29 protein-coding genes and 1 pseudogene are annotated in these 25,993 nt (G+C 73.6%); 11 read left to right on the top strand and 19 right to left on the bottom strand.

What is annotated here, in order from left to right:
• Window positions 1-4: 4 nt before the first annotated feature.
• Complete coding sequence (gene ligA / locus AAT21_RS14615; RefSeq protein WP_046776966.1) at window positions 5-2,077, bottom strand: NAD-dependent DNA ligase LigA; 2,073 nt, start codon at window positions 2,075-2,077, stop codon at window positions 5-7.
• 190 nt (window positions 2,078-2,267) lie between these two features.
• Between ligA and AAT21_RS14610 the strand changes: the two genes are divergently transcribed.
• Entirely contained in the window at window positions 2,268-2,609 is a 342-nt protein-coding gene (locus AAT21_RS14610; protein ID WP_046776965.1) for a HopJ type III effector protein, read from the top strand.
• A 92-nt stretch (window positions 2,610-2,701) separates the two neighbouring features.
• Here AAT21_RS14610 and AAT21_RS14605 read toward each other — a convergent pair whose 3' ends face one another.
• The 3 genes from AAT21_RS14605 to AAT21_RS14600 form a co-directional block, all read right to left on the bottom strand.
• Complete coding sequence (locus tag AAT21_RS14605) at window positions 2,702-3,223, bottom strand: DUF4396 domain-containing protein (protein ID WP_046777435.1); 522 nt, start codon at window positions 3,221-3,223, stop codon at window positions 2,702-2,704.
• Between the two features lie 112 nt (window positions 3,224-3,335).
• Window positions 3,336-3,527 carry an MMPL family transporter gene (locus AAT21_RS38960; RefSeq protein ID WP_412180320.1) on the bottom strand — a complete coding sequence of 64 codons (192 nt, stop codon included), beginning with the start codon at window positions 3,525-3,527 and terminating at the stop codon, window positions 3,336-3,338.
• Between the two features lie 11 nt (window positions 3,528-3,538).
• Window positions 3,539-5,548, bottom strand: a 2,010-nt coding sequence (locus tag AAT21_RS14600; protein WP_235438794.1) for an MMPL family transporter, incomplete at its 3' end; no start/stop codon positions are given.
• Between the two features lie 72 nt (window positions 5,549-5,620).
• Between AAT21_RS14600 and AAT21_RS14595 the strand changes: the two genes are divergently transcribed.
• Window positions 5,621-6,154: a MarR family winged helix-turn-helix transcriptional regulator gene (locus tag AAT21_RS14595; protein ID WP_079025640.1), complete on the top strand. Its 534-nt coding sequence runs from the start codon at window positions 5,621-5,623 to the stop codon at window positions 6,152-6,154.
• Between the two features lie 91 nt (window positions 6,155-6,245).
• Here the strand turns inward: AAT21_RS14595 and AAT21_RS14590 are convergent, their stop codons facing one another.
• From AAT21_RS14590 to AAT21_RS14575, 4 genes are all read right to left on the bottom strand, one after another.
• Window positions 6,246-6,695 carry a VOC family protein gene (locus AAT21_RS14590; protein WP_046776964.1) on the bottom strand — a complete coding sequence of 150 codons (450 nt, stop codon included), beginning with the start codon at window positions 6,693-6,695 and terminating at the stop codon, window positions 6,246-6,248.
• Between the two features lie 101 nt (window positions 6,696-6,796).
• Window positions 6,797-7,192: a nuclear transport factor 2 family protein gene (locus tag AAT21_RS14585; protein WP_046776963.1), complete on the bottom strand. Its 396-nt coding sequence runs from the start codon at window positions 7,190-7,192 to the stop codon at window positions 6,797-6,799.
• A 260-nt stretch (window positions 7,193-7,452) separates the two neighbouring features.
• On the bottom strand, window positions 7,453-8,040 hold the full coding sequence (locus tag AAT21_RS14580) for a hypothetical protein (RefSeq protein ID WP_046776962.1): 588 nt from the start codon (window positions 8,038-8,040) through the stop codon (window positions 7,453-7,455).
• Between the two features lie 173 nt (window positions 8,041-8,213).
• A complete protein-coding gene (locus AAT21_RS14575) occupies window positions 8,214-9,506 on the bottom strand; it encodes a HEAT repeat domain-containing protein (RefSeq protein WP_052757784.1) in 1,293 nt (430 codons plus the stop codon).
• Window positions 9,507-9,726: 220 nt separating this feature from the next.
• Between AAT21_RS14575 and AAT21_RS14570 the strand changes: the two genes are divergently transcribed.
• The gene (locus AAT21_RS14570) at window positions 9,727-10,509 is read left to right on the top strand and encodes a lysophospholipid acyltransferase family protein (protein ID WP_052757783.1); all 783 of its coding nucleotides are present in this window, start codon (window positions 9,727-9,729) and stop codon (window positions 10,507-10,509) included.
• Window positions 10,510-10,570: 61 nt separating this feature from the next.
• On the opposite strand, the gene AAT21_RS14565 is transcribed toward AAT21_RS14570, so the two are convergent.
• From AAT21_RS14565 to AAT21_RS14550, 4 genes are all read right to left on the bottom strand, one after another.
• Window positions 10,571-12,061, bottom strand: coding sequence for a cytochrome P450 family protein (locus tag AAT21_RS14565; RefSeq protein ID WP_046776961.1), 1,491 nt, complete (start codon window positions 12,059-12,061; stop codon window positions 10,571-10,573).
• Window positions 12,062-12,202: 141 nt separating this feature from the next.
• On the bottom strand, window positions 12,203-13,741 hold the full coding sequence (locus AAT21_RS14560; protein WP_157879692.1) for a lipase family protein: 1,539 nt from the start codon (window positions 13,739-13,741) through the stop codon (window positions 12,203-12,205).
• A gap of 211 nt (window positions 13,742-13,952) precedes the next feature.
• Window positions 13,953-14,468: a hypothetical protein gene (locus AAT21_RS38955; protein ID WP_046776960.1), complete on the bottom strand. Its 516-nt coding sequence runs from the start codon at window positions 14,466-14,468 to the stop codon at window positions 13,953-13,955.
• Window positions 14,469-14,554: 86 nt separating this feature from the next.
• Window positions 14,555-15,247 carry a MerR family transcriptional regulator gene (locus AAT21_RS14550; RefSeq protein WP_046776959.1) on the bottom strand — a complete coding sequence of 231 codons (693 nt, stop codon included), beginning with the start codon at window positions 15,245-15,247 and terminating at the stop codon, window positions 14,555-14,557.
• Window positions 15,248-15,321: 74 nt separating this feature from the next.
• Here AAT21_RS14550 and AAT21_RS14545 point away from each other — a divergent pair, with 74 nt between their 5' ends.
• Window positions 15,322-15,855 (top strand): DoxX family protein, encoded by a 534-nt coding sequence (locus AAT21_RS14545; RefSeq protein WP_046776958.1) that lies wholly within the window; start codon window positions 15,322-15,324, stop codon window positions 15,853-15,855.
• Here AAT21_RS14545 and AAT21_RS14540 read toward each other — a convergent pair.
• Entirely contained in the window at window positions 15,806-16,117 is a 312-nt protein-coding gene (locus tag AAT21_RS14540; RefSeq protein ID WP_235438793.1) for an antibiotic biosynthesis monooxygenase, read from the bottom strand. The genes AAT21_RS14545 and AAT21_RS14540 overlap by 50 nt on opposite strands.
• A 397-nt stretch (window positions 16,118-16,514) precedes the next feature.
• Here AAT21_RS14540 and AAT21_RS14535 point away from each other — a divergent pair, with 397 nt between their 5' ends.
• Complete coding sequence (locus AAT21_RS14535; RefSeq protein WP_046776956.1) at window positions 16,515-17,474, top strand: MBL fold metallo-hydrolase; 960 nt, start codon at window positions 16,515-16,517, stop codon at window positions 17,472-17,474.
• A gap of 82 nt (window positions 17,475-17,556) precedes the next feature.
• Here AAT21_RS14535 and AAT21_RS14530 read toward each other — a convergent pair whose 3' ends face one another.
• On the bottom strand, window positions 17,557-17,940 hold the full coding sequence (locus AAT21_RS14530; RefSeq protein ID WP_030964041.1) for a hypothetical protein: 384 nt from the start codon (window positions 17,938-17,940) through the stop codon (window positions 17,557-17,559).
• Between the two features lie 91 nt (window positions 17,941-18,031).
• Window positions 18,032-18,919 carry a C40 family peptidase gene (locus tag AAT21_RS14525; protein ID WP_327152736.1) on the bottom strand — a complete coding sequence of 296 codons (888 nt, stop codon included), beginning with the start codon at window positions 18,917-18,919 and terminating at the stop codon, window positions 18,032-18,034.
• A gap of 330 nt (window positions 18,920-19,249) precedes the next feature.
• Here AAT21_RS14525 and AAT21_RS14520 point away from each other — a divergent pair, with 330 nt between their 5' ends.
• The 5 genes from AAT21_RS14520 (at window position 19,250) to AAT21_RS14500 (ending at window position 22,713) form a co-directional block, all read left to right on the top strand.
• Window positions 19,250-19,987, top strand: coding sequence for a rhomboid-like protein (locus tag AAT21_RS14520; protein ID WP_200904382.1), 738 nt, complete (start codon window positions 19,250-19,252; stop codon window positions 19,985-19,987).
• Window positions 19,988-20,238: 251 nt separating this feature from the next.
• Window positions 20,239-20,913, top strand: a complete 675-nt coding sequence (locus AAT21_RS14515) for a deoxynucleoside kinase (RefSeq protein WP_046776955.1) — start codon at window positions 20,239-20,241, stop codon at window positions 20,911-20,913.
• Between the two features lie 88 nt (window positions 20,914-21,001).
• A complete protein-coding gene (locus tag AAT21_RS14510) occupies window positions 21,002-21,208 on the top strand; it encodes a hypothetical protein (RefSeq protein ID WP_046776954.1) in 207 nt (68 codons plus the stop codon).
• Between the two features lie 168 nt (window positions 21,209-21,376).
• Window positions 21,377-22,369 (top strand): DUF4344 domain-containing metallopeptidase, encoded by a 993-nt coding sequence (locus AAT21_RS14505; protein ID WP_079025639.1) that lies wholly within the window; start codon window positions 21,377-21,379, stop codon window positions 22,367-22,369.
• A gap of 65 nt (window positions 22,370-22,434) precedes the next feature.
• Window positions 22,435-22,713, top strand: a complete 279-nt coding sequence (locus AAT21_RS14500) for a hypothetical protein (RefSeq protein WP_412180312.1) — start codon at window positions 22,435-22,437, stop codon at window positions 22,711-22,713.
• A 15-nt stretch (window positions 22,714-22,728) separates the two neighbouring features.
• Here the strand turns inward: AAT21_RS14500 and AAT21_RS37505 are convergent, their stop codons facing one another.
• Window positions 22,729-23,874: a hypothetical protein gene (locus AAT21_RS37505; protein WP_052757780.1), complete on the bottom strand. Its 1,146-nt coding sequence runs from the start codon at window positions 23,872-23,874 to the stop codon at window positions 22,729-22,731.
• Between the two features lie 97 nt (window positions 23,875-23,971).
• On the bottom strand, window positions 23,972-24,130 hold the full coding sequence (locus tag AAT21_RS37500; protein WP_157879691.1) for a hypothetical protein: 159 nt from the start codon (window positions 24,128-24,130) through the stop codon (window positions 23,972-23,974).
• 177 nt (window positions 24,131-24,307) lie between these two features.
• Between AAT21_RS37500 and AAT21_RS14490 the strand changes: the two genes are divergently transcribed.
• A complete protein-coding gene (locus AAT21_RS14490; protein ID WP_046776952.1) occupies window positions 24,308-25,048 on the top strand; it encodes a ferritin-like domain-containing protein in 741 nt (246 codons plus the stop codon).
• Between the two features lie 187 nt (window positions 25,049-25,235).
• On the opposite strand, the pseudogene AAT21_RS38950 reads toward AAT21_RS14490, so the two are convergent.
• A pseudogene (locus AAT21_RS38950) lies at window positions 25,236-25,362 on the bottom strand (aggregation-promoting factor C-terminal-like domain-containing protein); the annotation flags it as partial.
• A 1-nt stretch (window position 25,363) separates the two neighbouring features.
• On the bottom strand, window positions 25,364-25,724 hold a 361-nt coding region (locus tag AAT21_RS14485; RefSeq protein ID WP_459543214.1), incomplete at its 3' end, for an aggregation-promoting factor C-terminal-like domain-containing protein.
• Between the last annotated feature and the right edge of the window lie 269 nt (window positions 25,725-25,993).

Below are 25,993 nucleotides of genomic sequence, written 5' to 3'. Positions count from 1 at the left end.
AGCACTAGGGGGTGGGGAGGAGGTCGGCGACGAGGACGGCGAATTCCTCGGGGCCGAGGATGCGGATGCCCAGTTCCTCGGCCTTGGTGCGCTTGGAGCCGGCCTTCTCGCCCGCCACCAGCAGGGTGGTGCGCTTGGACACCGACGAGGATGCCTTGCCGCCGGCCCGCTCGATCAGCTCGTTCATCTCGTTGCGGGACAGCACGGCGAGGGGGCCGGTCATGGAGCCGGTCACCACGACGGCCTGTCCGGCCAGCGGGCCGCCCGCCGAGTCCGCGCCGCCACCCCCCTCGCCCCCGTCGGCCGGGTCGGCCGCGGCGGCGGGCTTCTGCGGTTCGGTGACCTGCGTGCCGACCTGCTGGGCCTGCAGCTTGTCCAGGAGCGGGCCGAGTTCGACGAGTTCGGCCGCGATGACGCGGGCCTTCTCGGTGCCGATGCCGTCGACCCCGGCGAGCGTGTCGGCGTCGGCGGCCCGGATCGCGGCCATCGAGCCGAAGTGCGCGGCGATCCGGCGGGACATCGTGCGCCCGGTGCCGCGGACGCCGAGGGCGCAGAACACCCGGTTCAGTGCGGCCCCGCGGGCGGTCTCGATCGCGGCCAGGAGGTTGGCGGCGCTGGTCTCCCCCATCCGCTCCAGGCCGAGGAGCTGCTCGCGGGTCAGCGTGAACAGGTCGGCGACGTCCTTGACCAGACCGGCCTCCACCAGCTGGATCGCGCGCGTGCCGCCGAGGCCTTCGATGTCGAGCTGGTCGCGGCCGGCCGCGTAGATCACCGAGGCCACGGCCTGACAGCTCCGGCCGCGCACGCACCGCCAGCGCTGCTCGGAGGTGTCGATCGCGTCGCCGCAGCGGGGGCACGCCTCGGGGAAGACGATCGGGCTCTCGGCGCCGGTGCGCTGGTCGGCCAGGGGTGCCTCGACCCGGGGGATGACGTCGCCGGCCCGGTACACGAACACCTGGTCGCCGATCATGAGCCCGCGGCGGGTGATGTCGGACGGATTGTGCAGCGTGGCGTAGGTGACCGTCACCCCGTCGATGACCACGGGTTCCAGGACGGCGCGCGGGGCGATGATCCCGGTCCGGCCGACGTTCCACTCCACCGCCAGCAGGCGCGTCACCTTGTGTTCGGCCGCCAGTTTCCGGGCGACCGCCCATCTCGGGGCGCGCGAGCCGTTGCCGGCCTGCCGCTGGTCCTCGGCCGTGTCGGCCTTGACGACGACGCCGTCGATCCCGAACGGCAGGCCGGCGCGCAGGCCGGCGATCACGTCGATACGTTCCTGCACCTGCTGCACGGTCTCGCAGCGCATCGGGGCGGCGGCCGTGCCGGCGGCAGTGTTCGCGCCGAGCACGGCCAGTTTCTCCAGCAGAGCGGCGTGGCCGAGGTCGTCCAGGCCGATCGCGCCGTAGGCGAAGAAGGTCAACTCGATGCGGTAGGGGCGGTCCTTGGCCCGCAGGGTGCCGGACGCTCCGCTGCGCGGGTGCGCGAAGGGCGTGGCCTCGTGGGCGAGCCGGATCCGGTTGGCCTCCTCGAACTGCGCGGTCGTCAGCAGCACCTCGCCGCGCAGCTCGACGTCGATCGGCTCGGTGAGGACCGGCGGCAGACCGACGACGGCGTCGGCGGCGTGGGTGATGTCCTCGCCGGCCAGGCCGTCGCCGCGGGTGAGGACCTTCACGAGCCGGCCGTCCCGGTAGCGGGCGGCCACCGCGAGGCCGTCGAGCTTCGGCTCCACGCACCATCCGGCCACCGGGTGCCCGAGGCGCCGTTCCAGCCCCGCGGCCCACTCGGTGAGCTCGTCGGCGTCGAAGACGTTGTCGAGGGAGAGCATCGGCACCGAGTGCGGCACGTCGCCCTGCACGGCCCCGCCCGCCACCTTCCCGGTCGGGGACTGGGCGAGCACCTCGTCCGGGTGGGCCTCCTCGTAGGCCGCGATGGCGCGCAGCAGCCCGTCGTACTCGTCGTCGCCGAGCGGGGTGGTCCCGTCGCCGTAGTACGCGGCGGAGGCCGCCACGGCGGTGGTCACGGCCTCCGTGTAGGCGGCAGGAGAGAGCAGGGCACTGTTTTCCGTCATGAAGGTCATCATCCTGTCCCCCACTGACAATGCCGCCGCCGCCCGGCGGGTGGCGCCGTCACGCCGTCGTGCGCCGTGGCCTGCGCGGATGGTGATCGTTCCGGTATGTGGCCGGTTCGTGCCGGGTTGCTCAGCGGGGGGTATGGTCGCCCGGTCACGGACGGCAACCGGATCGTCTGTCCGACCCGAGGGAACCGACATGACCGATCTGAACGCGCTGCGGGCGAGCCTTGCGTCGGGTGAGCACGAGTTCGCCGACACCCTGGCCTTCATCGCCGCGCGCTACGCGTACGAGCCGCAGGCGTTCCGCAACGGGGAGCTGGCGAACGCCGCGGGTGAGAACGAGGGTTCCTGCAAGACGCTGGGGCTGGCCCTGCTGGAGGGGCTGAGCGACCAGGAGGCCCTGCAGGCGTTCGGTGAGCACTACCGCAGTGTGCTGGCGACGCCGGAGGGCACCGATCACGGCAACATCCGCAACCTCATGGCCCACGGCCTGGCAGGGGTGAGCTTCGCCGGCCGGCCGCTGGCCCGCACGAGCTGAACCCCGGGCGGCAGCGGGCCCTGTCCGCGCCGGTGCCCGGCCGCCCGAGGGGGCGGCCGGGCAGGGGGCTCGGTACGGGCGGGCGGCCCGGGTCAGTGGTAGGCGTGGACGACGGCGTGGCCCTTGCCGCGGCCGATCATCCACTTGTTCACCGGCGTCGTGACCAGGAAGGCGACGACGAAGCCGCCGAGCAGCGCTCCCCAGAACAGTCCGTCCGAGAGGTGGGCGTCCATGGCGCCGGGGACCAGGGCGATGATGCCGTTGTCGACGAACTCCATGACGGCGATCGAGACGGTGTCGGCGGCCAGGGCCACCTTGATCGCGCTCTTCCAGTCGAGGCCGGCCCTGCGGACGGCGAACAGGGTGAAGGAGTAGCCGAAGAGGAACGCGAGCGTGATCGCGAGGATCATCGTCGGGACGTTGCCCCACAGCAGGGCGGTGCCGATGACCATGCCGAGGATCTCGCCGATGGCGCATCCGGTCAGGCAGTGCAGCGTCGCCTTCGCCGCGGCCCCCCACGTCACGCCGCCCGTCCCGTGCCCTGCGTGACCCGCGTGCGCCTGGTGCGCGGCGTGGTCGTGTGCGGTGGCTGTGTGGTGTGCGCTGTGATCCATGATCGTCATCCCCAATACCGTCAGTGTGACCCCGTCCCCACGGACCCACATCCCCACCATATACCCCTGGGGGGTATGTGCAACCTCTCGGACCGTGCCGGCGTGGACGGTGTCAGCCGGCGGGGGTCCGTACCGGCAGGGGCCGGTCCGCGGCGGGGCGGGCCAGGGTGCTGGGCCACCAGGCGCGCGGGCCGATGTCGGCGACGAGGGCGGGGACGAGCAGGGAGCGCACGACGAGGGTGTCCAGCAGGACGCCGAAGGCGACGATGAAGGCGATCTGGACGAGGAACGCCAGCGGGATCACCATCAGGGCGNGAGGGTGTCCAGCAGGACGCCGAAGGCGACGATGAAGGCGATCTGGACGAGGAACGCCAGCGGGATCACCATCAGGGCGGCGAAGGTCGCGGCGAGGACGACTCCGGCGGAGGTGATGACGCCGCCGGTGGCGGTGAGCCCGCGCAGTACACCCTCGCGGGTGCCGTGGGTCAGGGACTCCTCCCGTACCCGGGACATCAGGAAGATGTTGTAGTCGACGCCGAGGGCGACCAGGAAGACGAATCCGTACAGGGGTACGGAGGCGTCGGTGCCGGTGAAGCCGAGCAGGTGCTCGAAGACGAGGGCCGAAACACCCAGGGTGGCGGCGAAGTTGAGGGCCACGGTGGCCACCAGGAGGACCGGGACGAGCAGGGAGCGCAGGAGCAGGACGAGGACGAGGACGATGACGGCGAGGACGACCGGCACGATGACGGTGCGGTCGCGGGCGGCGGTGGTCTGCGTGTCGTACTGCTGGGCGGTGTAGCCGCCGACCAGGGCGTCGGCGCCGTCGACGGCGTGCAGGCGCTGGCGCAGCCGCTGGACGGTGTCCTTGGCGGCGTCGCTGTCCGCGGCCGCTTCCAGCGTCGCGTCGATCCTCACCCGGCCGTCGACCACCAGGGGGGCGCCGGGGCCGGGCCGTCCGGTGGTGGTGACGGGGGCGGCGGAGGCGACTCCGCCGGTGTCCTGGGTGACCGCGGTGACCTGGGCGGCGCGGTCGGCGGTGGCGATGATGACCGTCGGGCTGCCGGAGCCGCCGGGGAAGTGCCGGCCCAGGTTCTGCTGGGCGGCGACCGAGGGTGCGTCGCTGACGAAGATCTCGTCCAGCGGAACTCCCTTGGAGGACAGGCCCGGTGCGAACGCGGCCAGGGCCAGGAGGACCAGCGTGGTGGAGGCCCACACGCGGCGCGGGGCCCGGTCGATGAGGGCGGCCACCCGGCGCCACACGCCGTGGCCCCCGCCTTCGGCGCCCGCGGGCCCGGGGGTGGCGGGCCCGGGGGTGGCGGGCCAGTAGGCGGCGCGGCCGGTGAGGACCAGGACGGCGGGCAGGAAGGTGAGGGTGGCCAGCACCGCGCAGAGGATGCCGATCGCCCCGACCGGTCCCAGCGCACGGTTGTTGGTCAGGTCGCCGGCGAGCAGCGCCAGCAGGCCGAGGGCCACGGTGGCCGCGCTGGCCGTGATCGCACCGGCCGAGCGGCGTACGGCCGTCCACGCGGCGCGCGTACGGTTTTCCCCGCGGGCGGCGAGTTCCTCCTTGAAGCGGGCGGCGAGGAGCAGTGCGTAGTCGGTCGCCGCGCCGATGACGAGGATCGACAGGATGCCCTGGACCTGGCCGTCGACCCGGACGATGTCCCGTGCGGCCAGCCAGTACACCACCGCGCAGGACAGGCCGAGGGCGAGGACGGCACCGAGGATGATCATCAGGGGGAGCAGGACGCTGCGGTAGACCAGCAGCAGGATCAGCAGGACCGCTCCGAGCGCCACCCCGAGCAGCAGGCCGTCGATCCCCGAGAACGCGTCCGCCAGGTCGGCCTGGCCGGCGGCCGGGCCCGCGATGTGTGCGGTGGTGCCGGGCACCTGCCGGGCCGCCACGCGGACGTCCTCCAGGACGGCGGGCAGTTGCCTGCCGAGGTCCGGTGCGAGCGGGACCACGGCCTGCAGGGCGGCGCCGTCGGCGGAGGCCGTGGCCGGGGAGGGGGTCCCGGCGACACCCGGCCGGCCGGCCAGGGCCGCGACGGCCCGGGTGGCGGCCTGCTGCCGGGCCTCGTCCACGCGGCCGCCCGAGACGGTCCACAGCACGATGGCCGGCACCGTCTCGGACCGCTCGAAGGCCTTGCGGGCCTGCAGCACCTGGGTGGATTCGGCGCTGCGCGGCAGGAACGCCGCCTGGTCGTTGGTCGCGACCTCGCCCAGCCGGCCCGCGTAGGGGCCGAGCATCCCTCCGATCGCGAGCCAGACCACCACCAGTACCAGGGGGATCGCCCGGCGTGCCCAGCGTGATGCTCTCACCATGTCCGTCCTCAGAACACACCGACTATGTCAGCGATAAAGTATCTCAATCATTGAGAGATCTTATGCTGAGGTATGCGCAGCGCCGACGCCCCCTCCCAGACACCCCCGACTCCGTCTTCCCCGCCTACGTCTCCCTTGTCTGCGGCCCAGGACCCGGGCGGGCTGGAGGCCTTCGCCGTCCTGCTGCGTCATATGAACGCGGAGTTCAACCGCATCACCCAGGAGTTCGCGCAGGCGCAGGGGCTGCACCCGACCGACGTACAGGCCCTGATCGCGATCCTCGACGCCGACCAGGACGACGCCGAACCGGGCCCGATGACCCCCGGGCGGCTGCGCAAGCGGATGAACCTCACCTCCGGTGCGGTCACCGCCTGCCTGGACCGGCTTGAGAGCGCCGGCCACATCCACCGGGTCCGGGCCGAGGACGACCGCCGGGTGGTCCATCTGCACTACGCGCAGGCTGGCCGGACCGCGGCCCGCGACTACTTCCGCCCCCTCGCCGACGCCACCGACACCGCACGGCGCCGGTTCACCGACGCCGAACTCGCCACCGTCGTGCGCTTCCTCGCGGAGATGAACCGCCAGCTCGACCTGGTACGCCGGTGAGGTGAGCCGCGGCCGAACGGCGGCCCCCGCAGCACGGCCGCTCGCCTCGGCTCAGGTCGCCTCGGCTCAGGTCGGGTCGGGTCGGGTCAGGTCAGGTAGGTCGGGTCAGTTGCTCGGCCAGCCCGACGATGACGCCGTCCGGACCGCGGAGGTAGCAGAGCAGATAGCTGTCCTGGAACCGGGCGATCTCACCGACGAGTTCACCGCCGTGGGGGCGCAGGCGGGCGACGGTGTCCTCGATGTCGTCGACGGCGAACATGACGCGGTGCGTGCCCACGATGTTGTGCGGCCGGTTGCGCGGCCCGGCAGTGATCGCCGCGGGGCTGCGGTACTTCGCCAGTTCGAGCCGGCTGTGGCCGTCGGGGGTCCGGAGCATCGCGATGTCGCAGCGGACGCCGTCGAGTCCGGTGCACCGGTCGGCGAAGAGGCCCTCGACCTCTCCCCTGCCCTCCAGTTCCATCCCGAGTTCCACGAAGAACGCGATGGCGGCGTCCATGTCCTCGACCACGATGCCGACGTTGTCCATCCGCTGAATCGCCATGCCGGTCTCTCCTTCTCGGCGCTCTCGGCGTTCTCTGTGTTCTCGGCGTTCTCTGTGTTCTCAGGTCCCCGGACCACGCAACCCGTGCGGCTGTTGCCCGGTCACGGCGCGTGTTCCGCCTCCATGGGTTCGACGAAGGCGGCCCGCCACTCGGGGCGCGGGTCGGCGCCCGGGCTCGTCCAGTACTCCCGCCCGCGGACGATCCGCCCGTCGCGGACGGTCCAGAACGACGCCGCCCGGAACACCCCGACGCCTTCGTGCGGGACCTCGACCTCGGAGACGACCTCGTCGCCGTCGGCGACGATCCGCAGCACACGGATCGCCCAGCCCTCCGGGTACTCGGAGTTCACCGCGACGTAGTTCCCGCCGCCCACGATGCGTTCGCCGCTGACCGGCCACTCCACGACGGCGTCCTCCGCGACCAGCCCGGCGACACCGTCCCAGTCCCGCGCCTGGATCCGGTCCCACAGCGCTTCCACCACTCTCAACGGCTCCATACGCCACACCCTGCCAGACACTCCCCCGCCGGGCGCCCGGAACGGGTCTCCCTCCGGCCTGCCCCCTGGCCGTCGCCACCAGCAGCGACCGCACCCTCTGGACCCGGCCGGAGCTCCGCTTCAACGGCTGAGCGGACGGCGTCCGGAAGCGGGGCGTGACTCCTGGGCGGCGGGGTCGTTGGACGGGGAGGTCAGCGAAGTACAGGAGGGCCCCGAGGCGACTCGGGGCCCTCCTGCTGTCTGCGGACGCGCGGTGCCCGTCACCGGTCCTGGGCGGTCAGGAGGAGCACCAGGGCCTTGGACCGGGTGGTTCCGAGCCCGGCGGCCACCGTTTCGGCGGACACGCCGTCGTCGCGCAGCGCGCCGGCCGCCTCCCGCCCGACGCCGGCGGCGATCCGCTCCAGCACACCGACGGCGCGCAGCGCTGCCATCGGTGCGTCCTCGGCGGTGGCGGACAGTTGCTCGGCCACCGTGACCAGGAGGGCGGCCAGCGGCTCGGGCAGCGGGGCCGCCTTGTCGCGGACGAGGGACAGGTGGGCGTTCCAGTCCGCGAGCGGTCCGGTGAGGTCGACGTCGGCCTCGTACAGAGGCCGGTCACCGATCGCGGGCCAGTCCAGCAGGTACTCGGCGGCACCCCGCCATCCGCACGCGCACACCGCCCGGAGCGCCTCGGCGCGCGGGCCGCGGTGCCGGCGGCCGTCGTAGGCCGACCAGTGCGTGGTCGACGGCATGTTCGGGCCGCTCCCCACGTCGAAGTACACCGGACCCGGCTCACCCCCGCCGACGAGGACACCCACCGCGCCCGCGTGCGCGTCCCCGAACTCCGCCGTCCACCAGTCCCATTCCACCGGCGTACCTCCCTCCGACACGTTCCCTGCGCCACCCTGCCCCGCCCCCGTGCCCGCCCGGCACCCCCGGCCGCCCAACAACGCGTGCAGTTGCCCGCCCGGTGCCGGCAGCCGGGGCCCTTTCGGACTCGGGCCTTCCGGACACGGGCCTTTCAGGCTCAGGCCTTTCGGGCTCAGGCCGATGTCACCCCGTCGCGGCGCCACTGGTACCGCCACGCCACGTCGAGGCAGGCCATCTCCTCGGCGCGGAAGCCGGGGCGGGGCGGGCCCAGCCGGTCGGCCGCCTCCAGGCACCGCTCGTCCTCGTGGAGTGCGAGCCCGTACACGGCGACGAGCCGGACCCGGCGCAGCGGGTCGTGGAGGAGGGCCGCCATGGCGTCGGCCAGGGCGGGATCGCCCTTGACTGCATGGGGGCGGGCGGTCTCGCCGGCGCTGTGGCAGGCCGCGATCCGTACGTCGGTGTCGTCGTCGGCCAGGAGCGCGAGGAGTGCGTCGCGGGCCTCGCCGGACAGGTACGCGGGCTCCCCGCGCGTGCCGAGGCCGCTGGCCACCGCTTGCCGGACCCCGGCGTCGGGGTGGCCGGCGTGGGCCAGGAGGGCGGCTTCGGCGCGTGGTCCGGCGTACGAATGCAGGCCGTGCAGCACCTCGGTGAGGACGGTGGTGTCCGTCTCCTCGGCCGACCAGGCGGTGAGGGCGTCCACGGCCTGGACGGCGAGCTCGTCCTCGCCGTCGTCGGAGAAGAGTTCGGTCAGCCGCATCAGCTCGGCGCCGAACAGCCGGTGTGAGGGGTCGGTGTGCGTGCGCAGGGCCGTGACGGCCGTCCACGTCTGCGGGTCGCGCCGGTGGGACAGCAGGATGGTGGCCCGTGACCAGGCGGTGTGGTCCGGGTCGTGTTCCAGCGCGCGTGCCGTCAGCTCCTCGAACGGGGCGCGGATGCCGAGGAGTTCCTCCAGGTCCGTGAGGATCGCGCCGTGGCCGTCGCGTACGGTCGTCGCGCCGAGGGTGAGTTCGCCGACCGTGTGGTAGCTGTCGTCCTGGACCCGGGTCCGGACGGTCTCGTCCTGTGAGCCGGTGCGGCGCCGCAGTTCGGCCTCGGTCCCCTCCTCGTACCAGCTGCGCGCGAGGTCCCGCATCTCCCGCAGCTCGGAGGCGGGGTACCGGTCGCGGATGCTGTGGTTCAGGAGGGCTTCCACCAGCGCGGGCGAGCCGGAGTCCACGGCCTCGCGCAGGGACGGCAGCTCGTGCGGCGCGCACTGCCCGGCATCGGCGCCGCCAAGGAGCAGCAGTTCGGCGAGGTCCCCGCGGAAGGCCCGGGCGGCGACGCCGAAGGCCTCGGACACCTCGTCGTAGTTCTTGTCCGCCTCCAGGAGGCACTTCACCAGGAAGGTGTCCCCCGCCCGGACGGCGGCGACCAGGGGAGGCTCCGCCCCGTCGCCCGCACTCCCGCCCGCATCCTTCACGTCCATGCCGTCACTCCCCCGCCTCCCCTGACGCCCCCGGCTCTCCGGTGCGTTGCCCCTCGAAGCCAGTCTAGATCTGTCCGGATCTTGCTCTCGGCCGCCGGGAGCGGGCGGCGGCGGTGGTCGTGCCGGGGTGGTACCGCGACCTTTCGTGCCCCGTGTCCGTTGGTGGGGAAGTCCCTCGTACGCAGGGACGTGCCGGCGCAAGGGATCAGGAGGCTCGTGCGTGTCCGAGAGCTTGGCCGATGTCATCGGGGCCGCCGGGGGCGAGCTGCGCTTCCTGCGGAGGCTGCTGGGGGACGTGGGCGAGGACGCCTGGGAACGGCTCCTCGAATGGCTGATGGACGACTGGTTCGGGCTGGAGGTGCTGGGGGTGGAGAACATTCCCGCCGACGGGCCGGCGGTGCTCGTCGCCAACCACTCGGGGGCCTGGGGGCTGGACGCCTTCGTGCTGCAGAAGGCCCTGCACCGGTCGCTGCGGCGCTCCTTGCACGTGCTGGCCGCGCCGTTCGTCCTGCGGCTGCCCGTGCTGGGTTCGTATGCCGCGAAGAAGGGCGCCGTGCCCATCGAGGCGCGGACGGCCATGCAGCGCCTGAGCGCCGGTGAACTGGTCGCGGTGTTCCCCGAAGGGGTCTCGGGGCTGGAGAAGCCGTTCCGCGAGCGGTACCGGCTGCAGCCGTTCAACCCCGGCTTCGCGGTGGCGGCCCTGCACACGGGAGCGTCGGTCGTTCCGGTCAGCGTCATCGGGGCGGAGGAGTCCTCACCGCGGATCGGGGAGGTGCCCGCGCTGGCGAAGCTCCTGGGACTCCCCTGCTTCCCGCTGACCTCGCCCTTCCCGTTGCCGGCGAAGTGGCTGATCAGCATCGGTGAGCCGATCACGCCGCCCGAGCGGCCCCGGGGTCCCGGGGCCCGCTCGGCGGCCGCCCGCTGGCTGTGCGCCGAAGTCCGGGCCACCGTGCAGGAGATGGTCGAGCGGGAACGGGAACGGCGGGACGCCTTCGTACGGTAGCCCGCGCGGGGCGCCCCGCCTGCGCCCCCCTTGCGGTCGCCGCGCGGTCCCCGGGAGGGCGTCAGTCGGCGAGGCGGCGGGCGGCGGCGCGGACGTCGGAGGCGGCGCGGGTGCACCGCTCCGCGTGCTCCAGCAGCCGCATCCGGAACCGTTCGCCGGTCTCTTCGCCGTCCCAGCCCGCCTGGGCGGCGCACGCGGCGAGGCTGCGGGCGTGCCGGTCGAGGCGGTCCGCGCCGGCTCGGGCCGATGCCGCGCACGATGCCGGGGTGCCGGCCCGTACGGCCCGGGGGACGGTGCCGGCCGTGGGGAGGGCGACCAGCACGGTGTGCGGGGCGAGGGTGAACGGCATGCGGTCCGGGGTGAGGGCCGGTGACAGCAGGGCCGGCCGGGCGGCCTCGGTGAAGAACCGGACGACCTCCTCGGCGACGTGGACGGCGAGGGCCGTGGCCGAGCAGCCGGTCGGCGATCCGCACAGCGGCGACGGCCCGTCGTGGCCGTGCCCGGGTGCGGCGTCCGGTCCGGCCCCGGAGCCCGCGTGCGCCGTGGCGTCCGCGTGCGCCGTGGCGTCCGCGGGGTCCCGGAGCCAGCCGGGTGCGGCCAGGATCTCGGTGCCCTCGTCGACGACGAGTCCGTCCCACACGAAACGCGTACGGACCGGGTGCACGACGGCTTCGAGGGGCGGGAAGTGGCCGAGCGCGAGCGCCACGGCCCCGGCCGGGCCGTCCGCGGCGCCCGGTACGCCCGCGGCGGCGAGGGCGAGTGCCTGCAGGGCGGTGGTGACGGCCGCCTCGGAGACCACGGCCAGGGTGTGGGCCAGCGCCTCCTCGGGCCGCCCCTCCCCGGACGGCGGGACGCCCTGCGTGCGGGCGGCGGGTACGACGGGCCCGGCGGCCCGGCCGCGGACAAGGCCGGCGGCCGCGGAGCCGGGGTCCGGGTCGGCCAGGTAAGGGGCGAGCCGCCGGTTCAGGGCGGCCGACCGGCCGTCGTAGGCGCGGCTGCCCGCCGCCCCGGCCGTTCTGAGCAGCACCTCGGTCAGCAGGGTGTCGTCCGCCGCGGCCCCGCCCGCCACCACCCGGCGGGCGGCACGCAGCAGACCGGGCCGCCAGACCTCCCAGGGCAGGGCGTGGTCGTCCCGGCGGGCGGCGGCCACCTTCTCCAGCTCTTCGGCCAGCGGCGCGCGGAGCGCGGCCGCCGGCGGGACGCCGTCGGGCGGGAGCGGGACGTGCGGGTACAGGCCGTACCGGCGTCCGGCCGCATCGAGGCGGACGGGCGCGGCGAGGGCGTCCGACGCGGCGGCCCCGGCGAGGAGTCCGGCGGTGTCGGCCGCGCCGAGGGGGACGAGGAACGAGCCGAACGGGGTGCGCAGCCGGACGGGGCGGCCGGAGCGGCTGCGGCGCAGGTGCGCGAGGACCTTGCGGGCCGCGCCCTCCCGGGTGAGGGAGTCCAGGCCCAGGGCGCGGGCGGGTGCGTCCGCCCAGGGCAGGCGATGGGCGAGCATGGCCGCGCTGAACACGGCGTTCTCCAGGGGCCAGGCGGTGGCGGGGGTGGTCATCGGGGGCGTTCTCCCTCGGATCGCACGAAAGACACGGACGACGGACACGAACACAGGCGCGGGCCCGGACCGGAACACGGGCGACGACCCGGGGGGCGGGTGAGGGCCCGGGGGCGGGTGAGGGCCCGGGGGCGGGGTGGGTCACTTGTCGCGGAGCATGTACGGCTGGTTGCCGGTGATCTCGCCGTCGTAGCGCCGGATCGAGGCGTTGACCTGCTCGCGGTAGTGGGCCAGCTCGCCGCGCAGGCTGTCGGAGTAGGCCTGGGGGGCGTGCGAGAGCGGGTAGTCGTACGACTCGTCGAGCCAGGCGAGTTCCACCCAGCCGGCGGGGATGTCGTGGGGCGAGGCCGGGCCGCGGCCGTCCAGCATCGGGATGACGTCGTGCTTGTTGACCAGGCTGATGACGCGGGTGGTGTGGTCGGCGGGCCGCTTGGCGTCGATCGGGGAGCCGAGCGTGACCACGTGGGTGATCCGGTACTCGGAGGCGACGTCCACGTCGGCCGCCAGGTTCATCGCGGTCAGGCCGCCGAGGCTGTGCCCGACCAGCATCAGCTCCGACCCCGCCGGCACACCGGCCCGGCGCAGGAGTTTCTTCGCCGCCCGGGTGTAGGTGGTGTCGGTGCGCAGGCAGCCGTCGAAGGCGCCGACCAGGTCCTGCGGTGTGCTGTTGCTGAGGAGGGCGAAGCTGGTGCCGGGCAGGAGCAGCACGTGCCGTGCGGTGCCGTCCGCGCAGGCGATCCGGCGCAGGAGGACCAGGCCGTGGTTGCCGAGGGCGCCGATGTCGTTGATGTAGCTGACGATGTCGTTGCGGGAGGTGCCGAGGACCTTGGCGAGGATCGGGTCGGCGTCGACGCGTTCGGCGCGGCCGGGGCCGGGGTTGAGGTACTTGAGCAGGGAGCTGGGCAGGCCGAGGAACGGGTCGGTGGTGGGGACGCCGCCCGCGAGGGTCACCCAGGAGAAGCCGTCGTTGACGGGGTTCTCGTCCAGCAGGCCGGTCAGCGCGAGGAGTTCCATGATGACGGGGCTGACGGTGGTGAGGGCGCGGGTGACGCCGAGCCGTTCCACGAGGGCGTGCAGGGCGCGTACGGCCTCCAGCCGGTCCCCGGCGACGACGGCGCCGGTGAGGCGGCGGGCGTGGGCGGAGTCCAGGTTGGGGTGGGTCACGGTGGCCGCTTCGATGCGCAGGGCGAAGGCGTCCACCGCCATGGCGACCGCTGCGGGGCGCCGGCGGGTCACGTTGCCGGCGATGCGGGCGAGCTCGCCGATGACGCCGCCGTTGGGGCCGAAGCCGAGGCCGGCCGGGCTGGTGAGGGCGTGTGCGCAGGACAGTGCCGTGCCGAGGGCCCAGGCGGGGCGGCGCAGGGCCTGCAGGGCGAAGCGGCCTCCGGTCAGGGCATCGGTGAGGTCGGCCCCGGCCTGTCTGGCGGCGAGGGCGGCGTCGGCGAGCAGTACGGAGGCGGCGATGAGGAGTTCGGTGTCGGTACGGGTGGCGGTGGCGGCCGGGTGCCGTACCGCGGGGCCGTCGTCCGCGGGACCTGCGCCGTCCAGGCCGTCGCAGATATCGGGAGTGTGGGGGGTGTTCTTCTGCTGCCCGTCGGAGAGCTGCCGGGTGGGGTTCCCGGTCGCTTGAGGCATCACGTTCCAGACCTCTCGTCGCATGGCCCGCTGTTCGGGAGGCATGGTGGCACCGAACGGGGGCGCCTCCGGCGCACCGGAGTGCCCGTACCGGCGCCCGGGCGGCGAGGGGTCCCGCCGCGCGCCCCACCGGCACTGGGATCGGCGCGCCACCGGGCCCCCGGGGGTGACGCCCGGGGGCCGGGGGATGATGCCGCGGCTCCCGGTTGACGGGGGGGCGGCGCGGGCGGGCGGGGAGGGGAACGGGGCGGGCGGGTCAGGCGGGGGTGACCTCGAGGTGGTAGGTGGTGTCGACCCAGAAGCCGCCGTGGGCCTTCGCCTTGATCTCCAGCACGTACTCGCCGGGCTGCAGGGGTGCGATGCCGGCCCAGAGGCCCCAGGTGAAGCGGCGGGTGAGCCACGAGGTGCGGAACTGCGCGGTGTACTCCCGCAGGGGCAGGTCGACGCCGTTGAGGGCGGCCGTGGCCTTGAGCACGTACATGCTCTGGGGGGTCTTCGCGTAGAAGCGGTTGTGCTGCATGTTGAGCACGGGGAAGAAGAGGGGGCGTCCTGCGGGGACGGCGCAGCGGCGCACGACGCGCCCGCCGTAGGTGCCGGCGAGGAACCACAGGTCCTCCGGCTGCTTCCAGCCGGCGTGTTCGCCGGTGGTGTCACTGACCGGGCTGCGGCGCTCCGGTGCGGACAGGGCCCATCGCCACCACCGGCCCGACAGGGCCCGGCCCTCCTCGTCCGTCAGCTTCCACTCGCTGTCGTTTGATCCCGAACCGCCCATATCTCCCTTCCCGGTAGCCCTGACCTGGGCATACGCAAGCAGGCGGACCCTACAGCACCGGTGCGGAGCCCCGAGCGGGGGCCGGGTCAGCTTCCTGCGGGGGTGGTGGAGCCGCCGTTGCCGACACCGCCGAAGCGGCGGGCCGACTTGGATTCCTGGGCCAGGCGGCGCAGGGCCAGCAGGGCGGGTTCGAGGAGGACGGAGACCAGGACGGCCCGTTCGGCCTGGGCCAGCAGATCGCGCTCGCCGCGCATCTGGCGCACGTCCACGTCGGCGATGCTGTCGGCGAGCCGGGCGTACGGCAGCAGGCCGCGCCAGTCGATGTCCGCGCCGAGTTCGCCGAGTGCGGCCAGGACCTCCGCCAGGGTGTGCGCGGCGGGGTTGCCCGGGGAGACGTCCCACTCCATCTCCGCGATCAGCCTGCGGGCGTCGGCCAGGCCCGCAGGCTCCGGCTCCTGCGTCGGCTCTGTCGGGGGCTGTTGGGTGCCGGCGGGCTCCTCCAGCGTGGTCGGGCGTACACCGAGCACGATGCCGAAGACCTGGTGCAGGTCGTCCTGTTCGGCGGTGATCGCGTCCAGGATCTCTTTCGTCGCACCGGTCGACAGGCCGCGGATCCCGATCAGGGTGCGGATGAACCGGAGCCGGTGCACGTGGTCTTCGCCGTAGTCGGCCTGGTTGGACGCGGTGGCGCGCCCCGGGTGCAGCAGCCCTTGCCTCAAGTAGTGCTTGATCAGCGGCACTTGTACGCCGGTGCGGCGGCTGAGCTCGGAGACCTTCATTCGCCCACTCTCTCGTCAATGGATAGCGGATAACGCTATTATCCGTTCTTACCGACCGGAAGGATCCTCCTCTCATGTTCGGCACACTCATGCTCATCGCCGTTCCCTCCGTGCTGTTCCGGCTGCTCGGCGCACTCGGCGTCGGACGGTTCGCGACCTGGCGGATGTCCGTTGTGCACGGCCTCGCGGTCATGCTGGTGTTCACGGCGAGCGCGCACTTCGCCCCGTCCGCCCTGGGCCCCGTGCCCGGCCACCACGACCTGGTCGCCATGGTCCCGCCGTTCGTACCCCTCCCCCGCCTCGCGGTCTACGCGACGGGTGTGCTGGAACTCCTCGGCGCCGCCGGCCTCGTCCTCGGCAGAACGCGGCGGGCGGCCGGGCTCGGCCTCGCCGTGCTGTTCGTGCTGATGCTCCCGGCCAACATCCACGCGGCCGTCGAGCACATCCCGTTCAACGGGGAACCGGCGACGCCGCTGTGGTTCCGGATTCCCGAGCAGGTGGTCTTCATCGGCGTCGCCCTGTGGGCCTGCCTCCCGGAGGGCCGGCCCGGCCGCCGGGCTAGCGCTCCGGCCGAGGCGCGCTCCCCTGGGCGAGGGACGCGGGCGTGAAGTGCCGTACCCGAAGCGGCGCGAGGAGGTACTCGTCCTCGCCCGGCAGGACCACGGGGCTGCTGCGCCAGTGCTCGCCGGCGTAGCCGGCCAGGTCCTGCTCGCTGCGCCAGCGGCTGATGTACAGCAGTGAGTCGGGCGGCGCGAGCAGTACCTCGTGGTCCACGAGCCCCGGGTAGCGGCCGGGGAACTCGCGCACCGCGGAGACGATCATGTCGTGGAACGCCTCGAACCGGTCAGGACGTACGCGTGCCTCACTCACCCTGATGATCACGGGCACCAGGGTGTCAGGCATCCGGCCGCGGCGCCATGAGTGCGGCGGGAGTTCAGGCCGTCAGCAGGCGCAGGCCGAGGCCCGCCGCGTCGAGGCCGGCGAGGTGGCTGTTGGCGTTCGGCCCACCGGCCGGAGCCGAGGCCGTCGGGCCGTCCGCCGCCGGCGCCGGGAGCGGGGACCCGGGTGTGACGGTGGCGGGGCCGGGACCGGGGGCCCCGGTCCACGGCGGCGGGGGCCGACCCTCGGTGAGAAGGCGCGGCGCGCGGCGCGTGACGTCCTGCCGTGCGTAGCGTGTGGTGCGGGCCGGGAAAACCGCAGGCCGTCGCGGGCTCCGGCCGTTACGATCGGCGCCTGACCCGATCACGGCCGTCCGACGGAGGCACCGATGGCACCGGCCCCTGCGCGGACGCCCGCCCATCCCGGACGGCTGGAGCGGGGACATCCGTTCCGGCAGTGGAAGACCTGGCGGATACCCGGTACCGAGCTCACCCTCACCGGATACTCGCGCGCCAACGACAAGACGTTCTTCGTCGTCCCGGAACTGCGGTGCGCGCTCGACGCGGGGCTGGCGGAAGGACGGCAGCCGGAGACCGTCTTCCTCACCCACACCCACCACGACCACTCCAAGGACCTCGACCACCTCGCCGCCAGGCCCGGCGGTGTCGACATCCACCTGCCCGCCGCGGCGGTGCCGTACGTGGAGTCCTTCCTGCGGGCCTCGGCCGAGCTGAACCACGGATCCGCCTACGACCCCTCGCTCGCCGCGGGCTGCCGGCTGCACGGGGTCCGCGGCGGTGACGAGTTCACCTTCGGGCGGCGCGGGCACCGGGTGCGGGTGGTGGACTGCGTCCACAAGGTGCCGTGCGTGGGGTACGCGTTCTCGGAGCCCCGCAAGGTGCTGCTGCCCGGGTACGAGGAACTGCGGCGCGGCCTGGTGGGGCAGGGCCGGGGTGCGGAGTTCGGCCGGATCCTCGCGGAACGCCGCAGGGAGGGCGTACAGGTCGAGCGGGAGGTGCTCAGGCCGTTGTTCGCGTTCCTCGGGGACACCCATGTGCGTGTCTTCGAGGAGAATCCGTGGCTGTTCGACTACCCGGTGGTCATCACCGAGTGCACGTTCCTCGACGACGCGGAGCTGGCGCGGGCCGACCGGGTCGGGCACACCGTGTGGAGCCGGCTGAGGCCGGTCGTCGAGGCCCACCCGGAGACCCTCTTCGTCCTCACGCACTTCAGCCTGCGCCATTCGGACCGGGAGGTGCTCGACTTCTTCCGCGACGAGCGGCCCGGCAACGTGCTGCTGTGGGCGCATCCGGAGAGCCGGCTGCCCGAGCAGCACCAGCACAGCTGACGGCTGAGTACGGCTGGACGGGCCCCGGCCCCCGGCGGCGTCCTGCCGACGGGGGCCGGGGGCGGGCCGGTTGCTCAGGGGGTCAGCACTCGCGCAGGCCCGGCGCGGGGTCGACGGAGGTGTGGACGTCGACGGCCGCGACGTTGCCCCACTGGCCGTTGTCCAGCTGGGTCCAGTACCAGACGTTGTTGCCGCCGGCGTGCTGGTCGCCGCGGCCCCAGCACTGGAACCAGCTGGGGCTGGTGTTCAGCGGCCCGCGCACCGCGGAGTTGTAGCGGCGGTGCTCGTAGCCCTTGGCACCGACCCGGTTGCCGCACCACAGCTTGCCGTCGGCGCGCACCCCGCATTCGGCGGCCGCGCTCCGCCCGGTGGCGGGCGTGGCCGCGGCGGGGCCGGTCACGGTGGCCATGCCGCCCGCCAGCGCGGCGACGGCGAGCCCAAGAGCGATCTTCCTGCCTGCGTACATGGTTCCTCCTCGGGAAACGGCTCCCTCCGGAGCCGGGATGTGATGGATCTGGAGTGGGGTGGAGTGGAGTGGAGTGGGGTGGGTGGGGTGTTCAGGGGCAGGTGGGTACGCCGTCCAGCCAGGCCGGGCCCTTGATGTAGATGTTGGTGATCCACGCCCCGTACTCGGGCAGGTAGGACCAGGCGTCGTTGGTGTAGCCCTCGGCGGTCACGGGTTCGGCGTGCTTCTGGCATGCGATGCGCACCGTGGCCGGGCCGGGGAACTTGTGTACCCGCTCGCTGGTGGTGGACGGCTCCTTGTGGGTCCACACGTCCGTGCCCCAGGTGCTGAACGTGCCGGGTGCCGTCGCCTGCGGCGCGATGCGGACCGCTCCGGCGTAGTCGCCGCCCAGCCGGACGTCGCTGACCATGATCCGGGTGCCCGACTCGCGGGCCTCGACCATCTTCCCCGCGCCCAGGTAGATGGCGATGTGGTGGATGGAGCCCCCCGAGCCCCAGGCCAGCAGGTCGCCCGGGAGCAGCGGCGCGGTGCCCTGGGCGGCGGTGAACCGCTGTTGTGCCTGCGGTGCGTGGAACTGGTGGTAGGCGTTGCCGGGCAGCGGGTCGCCGCCGGCCGCGCGGTGGTAGGCGTAGCGGACCAGTCCCGAGCAGTCGAAGCCCAGCCGTTCCGGGTCGTGTGCGCTGTCGGGGTCGCTGGGGTCGACCTGGCCGTACGTCGGGCCCGGCCGGGGTCCGTGGCCGCCGCCCCAGGTGTACCAGACGCCGATCTGCTCGCACGCGGCCGCCACGGCCTTCTCGGCCACCGCGGAGGCCCCGGGGGCGAGGGTGCGGCACTCCCCCGCCGCTGCCGCCGTCTGCGCCGTGTCCGGTGCCGCGGCTGGGGTGGCGGCGCCGGCGCCGGGTGCGCCTCCCCAGGTGGCCAGGAGGGCGAGTGCCGTCGCCGCCGTCACCGCTGCGGCCGCCGTCCTGCGCATCGTCATGTTCCGGTCCCCCGTCTCGTCGGTACCCGTCGTACCCGTCGTGTCCGTCGTGCTCGTCGTGGTTGTCGTGGTTGTCGTGCTCGTCGTGCTCGTCGTGCTCGTCGGCTCCGAGACTGTTCCCCGGCGCGGCCGGGTGTCGAGCAGGCACGGGTCGCCCCTTGCGAACGGGAAACGGGAAACTTCCGGGAAACCCTCTCCCACCAGGGGTTTTGAGGATCCGTCAGCAGGTGGCGCGGTGGGTGCCGGAACCCGGGCGCGGTGATCCGCATCCCCTTGAGTGGCCGGTCCGGGACCGGCCCGTCCCCGACCCGATCTGGAGAATGCCGCGGTATGAACCGTCCGTCACCGACCGGTCTCCCGGGCGATGCGCTCCGCGCGCTGCGGGAGTACCCGCGTCGTGCGCCGCTGACCCTCGTCTATGTCTGTGTGCTCCTGGCGGGCCACGCCTGGCTGGGCTACGTGCTGTCCGCCGAGCGGGCGGCCGGTGTGCTGGGGTACGTCAGCACCAACCTGGACAACCTGCGGGACCATCCGCTGTCCGCGCTGGCCGGCAGTGTGCTGTTCTTCGACGGGACGCTCACGGATGTCGCCTCGCCCGGCTTCGTGGGCACCTTCATCACGCTGGGCCTCGGGGTGTGCTGTTTCCTGGCCCGGGCGGAGTACCGGTGGGGGAAGCGGCGTGCCGTGGCGGTGTTCCTCGGCGGGCATGTCGCGGCCACCCTGCTGACCGCTGTCGTCATCGTCGTCGCGCTGCGCTACGGCTGGTATCCGGCGGCCGTGCGGGAGTCCTTGGACTTCGGGATCAGTTACGGTGCGCAGAGCGTGCTGGCGGCCGGGACCCCGGCGCTGCCGCGCCGGGGCCGTCTGCCCTGGGCGGTGTTCGTGCTGGCGTGGCCCCTCGGGGGTGCCGAATGGTCCGGTCCGCTGCCGGACTTCACCACTGTCGGCCATCTCGTTGCGGCGCTCATCGGCTTCGCCGTGCCGGCCGTCCCTGCTCTCCGGCGTCGCCGGGGCATGGCGGAGCGTGGTGGGGGCGGCGCGCGGCGAAGCGCTGGCCGGCGCGGGTGAATCGTCATCTAAGATTCAAGCTGGCCGCGGGGCCGGGGCTCGTCGCAGTGCGCGGCGACCGCGGAAGGGCCAGGCCGGCCGGTCGGTGAGAGCGGCCCGCGTCAGGGGTTCCGCTTCCGGTCCGGACGGGGACCGTCTGACGCTGATCATGAAGCTCCCGGGGAATCGCGTGCCGTCGGCGTGCGTCTCAGTGGTGTGAGATGCCCAGCCCGCACGCCCACGCACATATGACCGCCGGGGAGAAGTGAGGTATGGCAGTGATCTGCGTCGGAGGCATGATCGGGATCGGCAAGACGAGCGTCGCCGAGCTGCTCGCGAAGGAACTGGGCAGCGAGGTCTTCTACGAGAGCGTCGACGACAATCCGATCCTTCCGCTCTTCTACACGGCGAGCCCGGAGGAGATCCAGGCGCGGCGCTACCCCTTCCTGCTCCAGCTGTACTTCCTGCAGACGCGGTTCGCCTCGATCAAGGAGGCGTACAAGCAGGGCGACAACGTCCTGGACCGGTCCATCTACGAGGACTGGTACTTCGCCAAGGTCAACCACGACCTGGGCCGGATCAGCTCCCTCGAGATGCAGGTGTACGAGGGGCTGCTGGGCGAGATGATGCGCGAGATCGACGGCCTGCCGTACCGCAAGGCTCCCGACCTCATGGTCTACCTCAAGGCGGACTTCGCAACGGTGCTGCACCGGATCGGCCTGCGGGGCCGGGACTTCGAGCAGGACGAGGGCCTCATCGACTACTACCGGACGCTGTGGTCCGGCTACGACGACTGGGTGCACAGGCACTACTCGGCCAGCGAGGTCCTCGTCGTCGACATGAACAGCACGGATGTCGTGCACAACGCCGACGACGCGGCCCGCGTGGTGCGGGAGGTCAAGGAGGCCCTGGCCGCGGTCAGGCGGAACGCCCCGGCCGGTCTCTGAGCGAGGTGGCCGCCTCCCCCGCGCGGGGGAGGCGGCCACAACCTGCGGACGATGCCCGCGGGCCCGGCGGCGGAGACGATCACGGCACATGCCGTCACCGACCGGAAACCGGAGCCTCACCGTGCTGAAGTGGACCCTGCGCGCCGCCGTCGTCCTCGCCGTCGCCGCCGTGATCGCCGCCCCCGTCGCCGTGCCCGCTCCCGAAGCGGCGCCCGCCCCGGCCGCCGCGGTGGCCGCCGCAGCAGCCACGCCCGCTCCGCCCGCCGCCGCCGAGCCGGCGGCACCGCGGTCCTGACCGCTCACCGCCGCCCGGGGGCCGCGGCGAACAGCGGGCCGAAGGGCTCGCCGGGCGGCCTTGGCGGGCCGAACGGCGGGGGGGTCGCCCGGACGGGTGGCTCGGCGGGCGGCCGTCCGCGGGCGGCCGCAGGATCGGTGCGGGAACACGCGACGGGAGCCGACCAGGATGCCGAACACCACCGGTTGCTCGAAGAGGACGCGTGCCGTCCTGTCAGGGGTGCTGGTCCTCGCCTGCGTCGCCGCCACCGGGTGCGGCGGCACGGCCCGCGACACCGGGCAGCAGGCCTGGGCCGGGCCCCGCCCCCAGGCGGCGCGCTCCGGCAGGGTCACCGTCGTCTACGAGGACAGGACCGTCCAGCCGCAGGACCGGCAGGTGGTGGCGCTGATCCGGAACTCCCGGGTGCTGGAGCGGTCGGCCGACTGGGTGAGCAGGTCCCTCGCCCTCCCGCACGACATGGTCGTCAAGGTCACCGCCGACGTGCCGCCCGGTGTCACCGACGCCGTCACCCAGCCCGACGGCAGGACGATCTACATCCCGCCGTCGTTCCTGACGCAGATCGAGAAGGCTCTCGCCGATGTGGTCAAGACCGTGGAACGGCCCGCCCCGTTCCCGGCGTCGCAGTACAACACCGACGACCTGACGGTGCTGTCGACGGAGTTCATCTTCGGCCACGAGATGGGCCACGCCCTGCAGCGGCAGCTCCTGCTGGCCAATCTCGGCCTCGAAGAGGACGCGGCCGACGGCTACGCGTCCTTCTACACCGTCAACGAGGTCGGGCCGGGCCCCTCGCTGGCCGCCGCGATCCTCTTCGACGAGATCGCCCGCAAGGAGGGCCGGCTGACCCTGGAGGGCCTGGCGAGCGACCACCCCGTCACCCAGCAGCGGGTCTTCAACTTCCTGTGCTACCTGGAGGGCAGCGACCCGGCGAAGTACAAGAAGCCCCTCGTCGACGGCGGCTACCTCCCCCGGACCCGCGCCCCGCTGTGCCCGCAGGCGTGGGCGATGCTGGACTACGGCTGGTGGACCCAGCTCCAGCCCCACTTCAGTGCGGCGTTCAAGTCCCAGGGGGACGAGCTGCAGAAGAAGGCCCACGCCCACCTGATCGCGGCGACCAAGGACTTCGAGAAGCAGCTCGACGAGCTCCGCCGCGCGCAGTGAGCCCGTCCGGCAGGGGCGCAGGCTGTTCCCCCCGGGGGCGATGACTTCGGTGTCCGGCGCCGGCCGTGCTGAGCGCGCAGGGTGCCGTCCACATGGCGGCCGGAATGGCCGGCTACCTCGCCCTGTGCGGCGCGTGCCTCGTCCTGGCCCGTCCGCTTGCCGCGCGGGGCCACCGCGGGTGGGCCGTCGCCTCCCGTCTCGCGCCGGCGGCCGTGTTCTGCGGGTTCGCGGCCTCCGCCGTCTCCGTCCTGGCCTTCACCGCCGGCGCGGGCCTGGGCCTGGTGTGGCTGGCCGCCCTGGCCCTGCGTCTGGGCACCGGCCCGGCGGCAGCCGTCCGGCCCTGATCCGCCGGACACCCGCTAGCGGCGGAAGCCCCTGCGGGGGTTTCTGGTTCTGCGGGGGTCGAAGGGGGTGAACCAGGCGGCCCGGCCGAGGCCGGCCGGGCCCGTGAGGTCGCTGCGGAAGAGCATGAGGACGTCTTCGTTGCGCAGCAGCGGGTGGGAGAGGTCGTAGTCGTCCCGGTGGTGCGGGAGGGTGTGGTGGTCGTCCTCCTCGCAGAGGTCCTCCAGGTGGACGGGAACGTCCTGGACGGCCAGGTGGAGGGCCATCTCCTCGGCGGTGCAGGAGGGTTCGGGCCAGTGCCCGCCGGCGAGGTCGCCGGCCAGGTCGTCGAAGGCGCGCGCCATCCGCCGCCGCCAGCGGTGGTCGGCGCTCCACGTGAGCGGGGGCAGCCGGTCGAAGACCTCCAGCGACGCGGGGCCGGCGTCGGGCAGGAGGCGGTCCGCGAGGTACTGGGCGTCGTCGTAGGCCTGGTCGGCGAGGACGAGCAGGGCCGTGTGGAGGAGGTCGGCGGTACGGGGGGTGAGCTGCCACCGGTGTGTGCCCGGGTGCCGGCCCGCGGCCGTGCCCGTGCCCGCGGCCGTGTACGGGTGGTCGCGGGGGGCGAAGAGGGCCGCGAAGTCCGGCGTCCGGAACGCGGGGGCGGGGGCGGGTCCGGTCCACCGGTCCGGCGGGCGTGCGGCACCGTGGCGGGCCGGTCCGGCCGCGTCGCCGGGAGCGGGTACGGGTACGGGTGCCGGTCCGGGTGCGGGGCCGGGTACGGGTGCCGGTACGGGTGCGGGGCCGGGTTCCGGTACGGGGGCGAGGGTGTGGAGTTCCGCGGTGCTCCGGTGCTCCAGGGTCCGGGTTCCGGCGACGGCGCCTTGCGCGGTGAGGGCCGTCATGGCGCCGATCAGGTCGCGCGGGTCGTCGTCGCCGCGTTCGGACGCCGGCAGCGGCTGCCATCCGCGGTCGGCGGCGGCGTGCAGGAGCGCGTCCTCGTCGGTGACGCGGTACTCGTAGGTGTGCGTGATGCGTATGACCGCGCCCCGCCGGCTCCGGGACCGTGAAGGGGGCGGGCTGGTGAACGGCGAGGCGAGCACGAGTGCCCCGCGTCGGGGGTCGTGGGGCTGCGGCGGGTGGACGACCAGGGCCGGGGCGGACTGCGCGTAGGGGGGCTGGTGCATGTTCGGGCTGTTCCTCACGGGGCTGGTCGGCGGGGGTCGGCTGGGATCGTCGCGGGCGGCGCGGGGCGGCGTGGGGGCCGGTCGCGGGGACGCGCCGTCAGCGTGCGCCCGTAGTCATGGACGGTGAACTGCCCTCGGTCAGTTTCATCGGCTTTCCGGAGCCGTCGGCCGGTATCGCGTAGACGAAGGGCCTGCCCTGCTCCGCCCGGCCGTAGGCGACGGTGGTGTCGTCGGCCGCCGGACGCTGTCGCGGCACGTGGAGGCGATCAACGCCCGTGCCGGGTCGGTGACGCGCTTCCAGATGGCCCTCTACGCGGCGCGCAACGGCTGGATCTGACGCGCCGGCGGCCCGGCGCGGCTCCGGGCGTTCTGTTACGCGGCCATGACACCCCCACGGTTTTGAACACGATCAACATTCGCTAGATTCTTGAACATGATCAAAACTGGGTACGGTTCATGGGTGCGGGAGTTCGAGGCCGGGCGGGAGCGGCGGGCGGCGCTGGGCGACCCGGACTGGGGCAGGGGCGCGCGGCTGCCGGCGGAGATCGTCCGCAGCATCCAGAAGTTCCAGGTCGGCGAGGACGGTGACGGCTCCGCGCTGTGCGGCAAGGCCGATCTCGCGGGTGATCCGGTCTACTCCGAGGCGGTGCGGCTCTTCATCGCCGAGGAGCAGAACCACGCCCGGATGCTGAAGCTGCTGCTGGAGGCCGGCGGGGCCGGCACTCTCGACGGGCACTGGAGCGACGCGGCTTTCGTCCGGGTACGGCGGCTGCTCGGGCTGCGGGTGGAACTGCTGGTGCTGATGATCGCCGAGGTGGTGGCCCTGGGGTACTACCGGGCCCTGCGCGACGGCGCCGCCGATCCGCTGGCCCGCAAGGTCGCGGGCCGGATCCTCGCGGACGAGGAGCGGCACGTCCCCTTCCACTGCCTGCGCCTGCAGGAGGGCCTGGCCGGGCTGCCCCGGCCGGTCCGCGGGGCGGTGACGGCCGGGTGGCGCGGGCTGCTGGCGGGCGCCGCCGCCCTGGTCGCGGTGGACCACGGCCCGGCCCTGCGGGCCTGCGGGGTGGGCCGCCGCACCTTCGTCGCGCAGACCCTGCGCACCTCGGGGTGGATGGCCCGCGCGATGTCGGGGGGCCCGGTCCCCGCGCCGGCGCAGACAGGCACCCGGGTGTGACGCCGGGTGCGGGCGCGGGCGGCCGGGACGGGCCGGGTGCGGGAGCGGGCGGCCGGGGCGAGGCGGGGCGAACCGGCCGCCGCGGCGGTGCCGCCGGGCCGCGCGTATCCGGCCGGGTGCGCGAAGACGCCCCGGCCGGGAGGTCCCGGCCGGGGCGTCTTCGTGGTGTGTGTCCGCCGGCGACGGCTTAGTACCAGTGGTTGGCCTGCCAGAAGTTCCAGGCGCCGACGGGGCTGCCGTAGCGCTCGTTCATGTAGTCCAGGCCCCACTTGATCTGGGTGGCCGGGTTGGTCTTCCAGTCCGCGCCCGCGGAGNGGCTGCCGTAGCGCTCGTTCATGTAGTCCAGGCCCCACTTGATCTGGGTGGCCGGGTTGGTCTTCCAGTCCGCGCCCGCGGAGGCCATCTTCGAGGCCGGCAGGGCCTGGACCAGGCCGTACGCGCCGGAGGAGGCGTTCGTGGCGGTGTGGTTCCAGCCGCTCTCACGGGAAACGATGTTGTTGAAGGCCGCGAACTGCGCCGGGTCCTTGATCATCTGCTGCGCGATCGCCTTGGCGCTCGTCGGGGCCGCCTGGGCGGGAACCGTGGCGAGCATGGAGCCGGCGACGCCCAGGGCGACGACGGTACCTGCGAGGGCCTTCTTGGAGGCGGCGATGCGGCGGATGACGGCGTTGGACACGGAGGTTCCTTCCACAGGGGACTGGGGCGGTCGCGGCATGCCTGGGGCATGCGTGAGCCACTCACGCGGTGGAGAGGGGTTCGTCGGCGGCGGGTGAGGAGCCCGTGCCGCCCGGCGACTCATCCAGTTCTACCGACGCCCCACCGGCCTGGCAACGACCGCCATTACTAGGGGGCTTCGCAGTCGGGGCCGCGCGGCCCGGTGCGGGGCGGGGTGGGGTTCGCGCAGGTGGGAGCGGGGCGGGAGGGGCTCGCGGCGGGCCTTCGGGG

Origin of the sequence: Streptomyces yangpuensis (assembly GCF_001005295.1) — a bacterium.
Classification (GTDB): Bacteria; Actinomycetota; Actinomycetes; order Streptomycetales; family Streptomycetaceae; genus Streptomyces; species Streptomyces yangpuensis.
The sequence above is the reverse complement of the archived record's forward strand: the minus strand, read 5'-3'. Positions and strand labels throughout refer to the sequence as shown.

Bases quoted from the DNA above. Each gene is read 5' to 3' on its own strand.
- ligA (WP_046776966.1), bottom strand. From the start codon at position 2,077: ATGACCTTCATGACGGAAAACAGTGCCCTGCTCTCTCCTGCCGCCTAC.
- AAT21_RS14610 (WP_046776965.1), top strand. From the start codon at position 2,268: ATGACCGATCTGAACGCGCTGCGGGCGAGCCTTGCGTCGGGTGAGCAC.
- AAT21_RS14605 (WP_046777435.1), bottom strand. From the start codon at position 3,223: ATGGATCACAGCGCACACCACACAGCCACCGCACACGACCACGCCGCG.
- AAT21_RS14595 (WP_079025640.1), top strand. From the start codon at position 5,621: ATGCGCAGCGCCGACGCCCCCTCCCAGACACCCCCGACTCCGTCTTCC.
- AAT21_RS14590 (WP_046776964.1), bottom strand. From the start codon at position 6,695: ATGGCGATTCAGCGGATGGACAACGTCGGCATCGTGGTCGAGGACATG.
- AAT21_RS14585 (WP_046776963.1), bottom strand. From the start codon at position 7,192: ATGGAGCCGTTGAGAGTGGTGGAAGCGCTGTGGGACCGGATCCAGGCG.
- AAT21_RS14575 (WP_052757784.1), bottom strand. From the start codon at position 9,506: ATGGACGTGAAGGATGCGGGCGGGAGTGCGGGCGACGGGGCGGAGCCT.
- AAT21_RS14565 (WP_046776961.1), bottom strand. From the start codon at position 12,061: ATGACCACCCCCGCCACCGCCTGGCCCCTGGAGAACGCCGTGTTCAGC.
- AAT21_RS14560 (WP_157879692.1), bottom strand. From the start codon at position 13,741: ATGCCTCCCGAACAGCGGGCCATGCGACGAGAGGTCTGGAACGTGATG.
- AAT21_RS38955 (WP_046776960.1), bottom strand. From the start codon at position 14,468: ATGGGCGGTTCGGGATCAAACGACAGCGAGTGGAAGCTGACGGACGAG.
- AAT21_RS14550 (WP_046776959.1), bottom strand. From the start codon at position 15,247: ATGAAGGTCTCCGAGCTCAGCCGCCGCACCGGCGTACAAGTGCCGCTG.
- AAT21_RS14545 (WP_046776958.1), top strand. From the start codon at position 15,322: ATGTTCGGCACACTCATGCTCATCGCCGTTCCCTCCGTGCTGTTCCGG.
- AAT21_RS14535 (WP_046776956.1), top strand. From the start codon at position 16,515: ATGGCACCGGCCCCTGCGCGGACGCCCGCCCATCCCGGACGGCTGGAG.
- AAT21_RS14530 (WP_030964041.1), bottom strand. From the start codon at position 17,940: ATGTACGCAGGCAGGAAGATCGCTCTTGGGCTCGCCGTCGCCGCGCTG.
- AAT21_RS14525 (WP_327152736.1), bottom strand. From the start codon at position 18,919: ATGACGATGCGCAGGACGGCGGCCGCAGCGGTGACGGCGGCGACGGCA.
- AAT21_RS14520 (WP_200904382.1), top strand. From the start codon at position 19,250: ATGAACCGTCCGTCACCGACCGGTCTCCCGGGCGATGCGCTCCGCGCG.
- AAT21_RS14515 (WP_046776955.1), top strand. From the start codon at position 20,239: ATGGCAGTGATCTGCGTCGGAGGCATGATCGGGATCGGCAAGACGAGC.
- AAT21_RS14510 (WP_046776954.1), top strand. From the start codon at position 21,002: ATGCCGTCACCGACCGGAAACCGGAGCCTCACCGTGCTGAAGTGGACC.
- AAT21_RS14505 (WP_079025639.1), top strand. From the start codon at position 21,377: ATGCCGAACACCACCGGTTGCTCGAAGAGGACGCGTGCCGTCCTGTCA.
- AAT21_RS37505 (WP_052757780.1), bottom strand. From the start codon at position 23,874: ATGCACCAGCCCCCCTACGCGCAGTCCGCCCCGGCCCTGGTCGTCCAC.
- AAT21_RS14490 (WP_046776952.1), top strand. From the start codon at position 24,308: ATGATCAAAACTGGGTACGGTTCATGGGTGCGGGAGTTCGAGGCCGGG.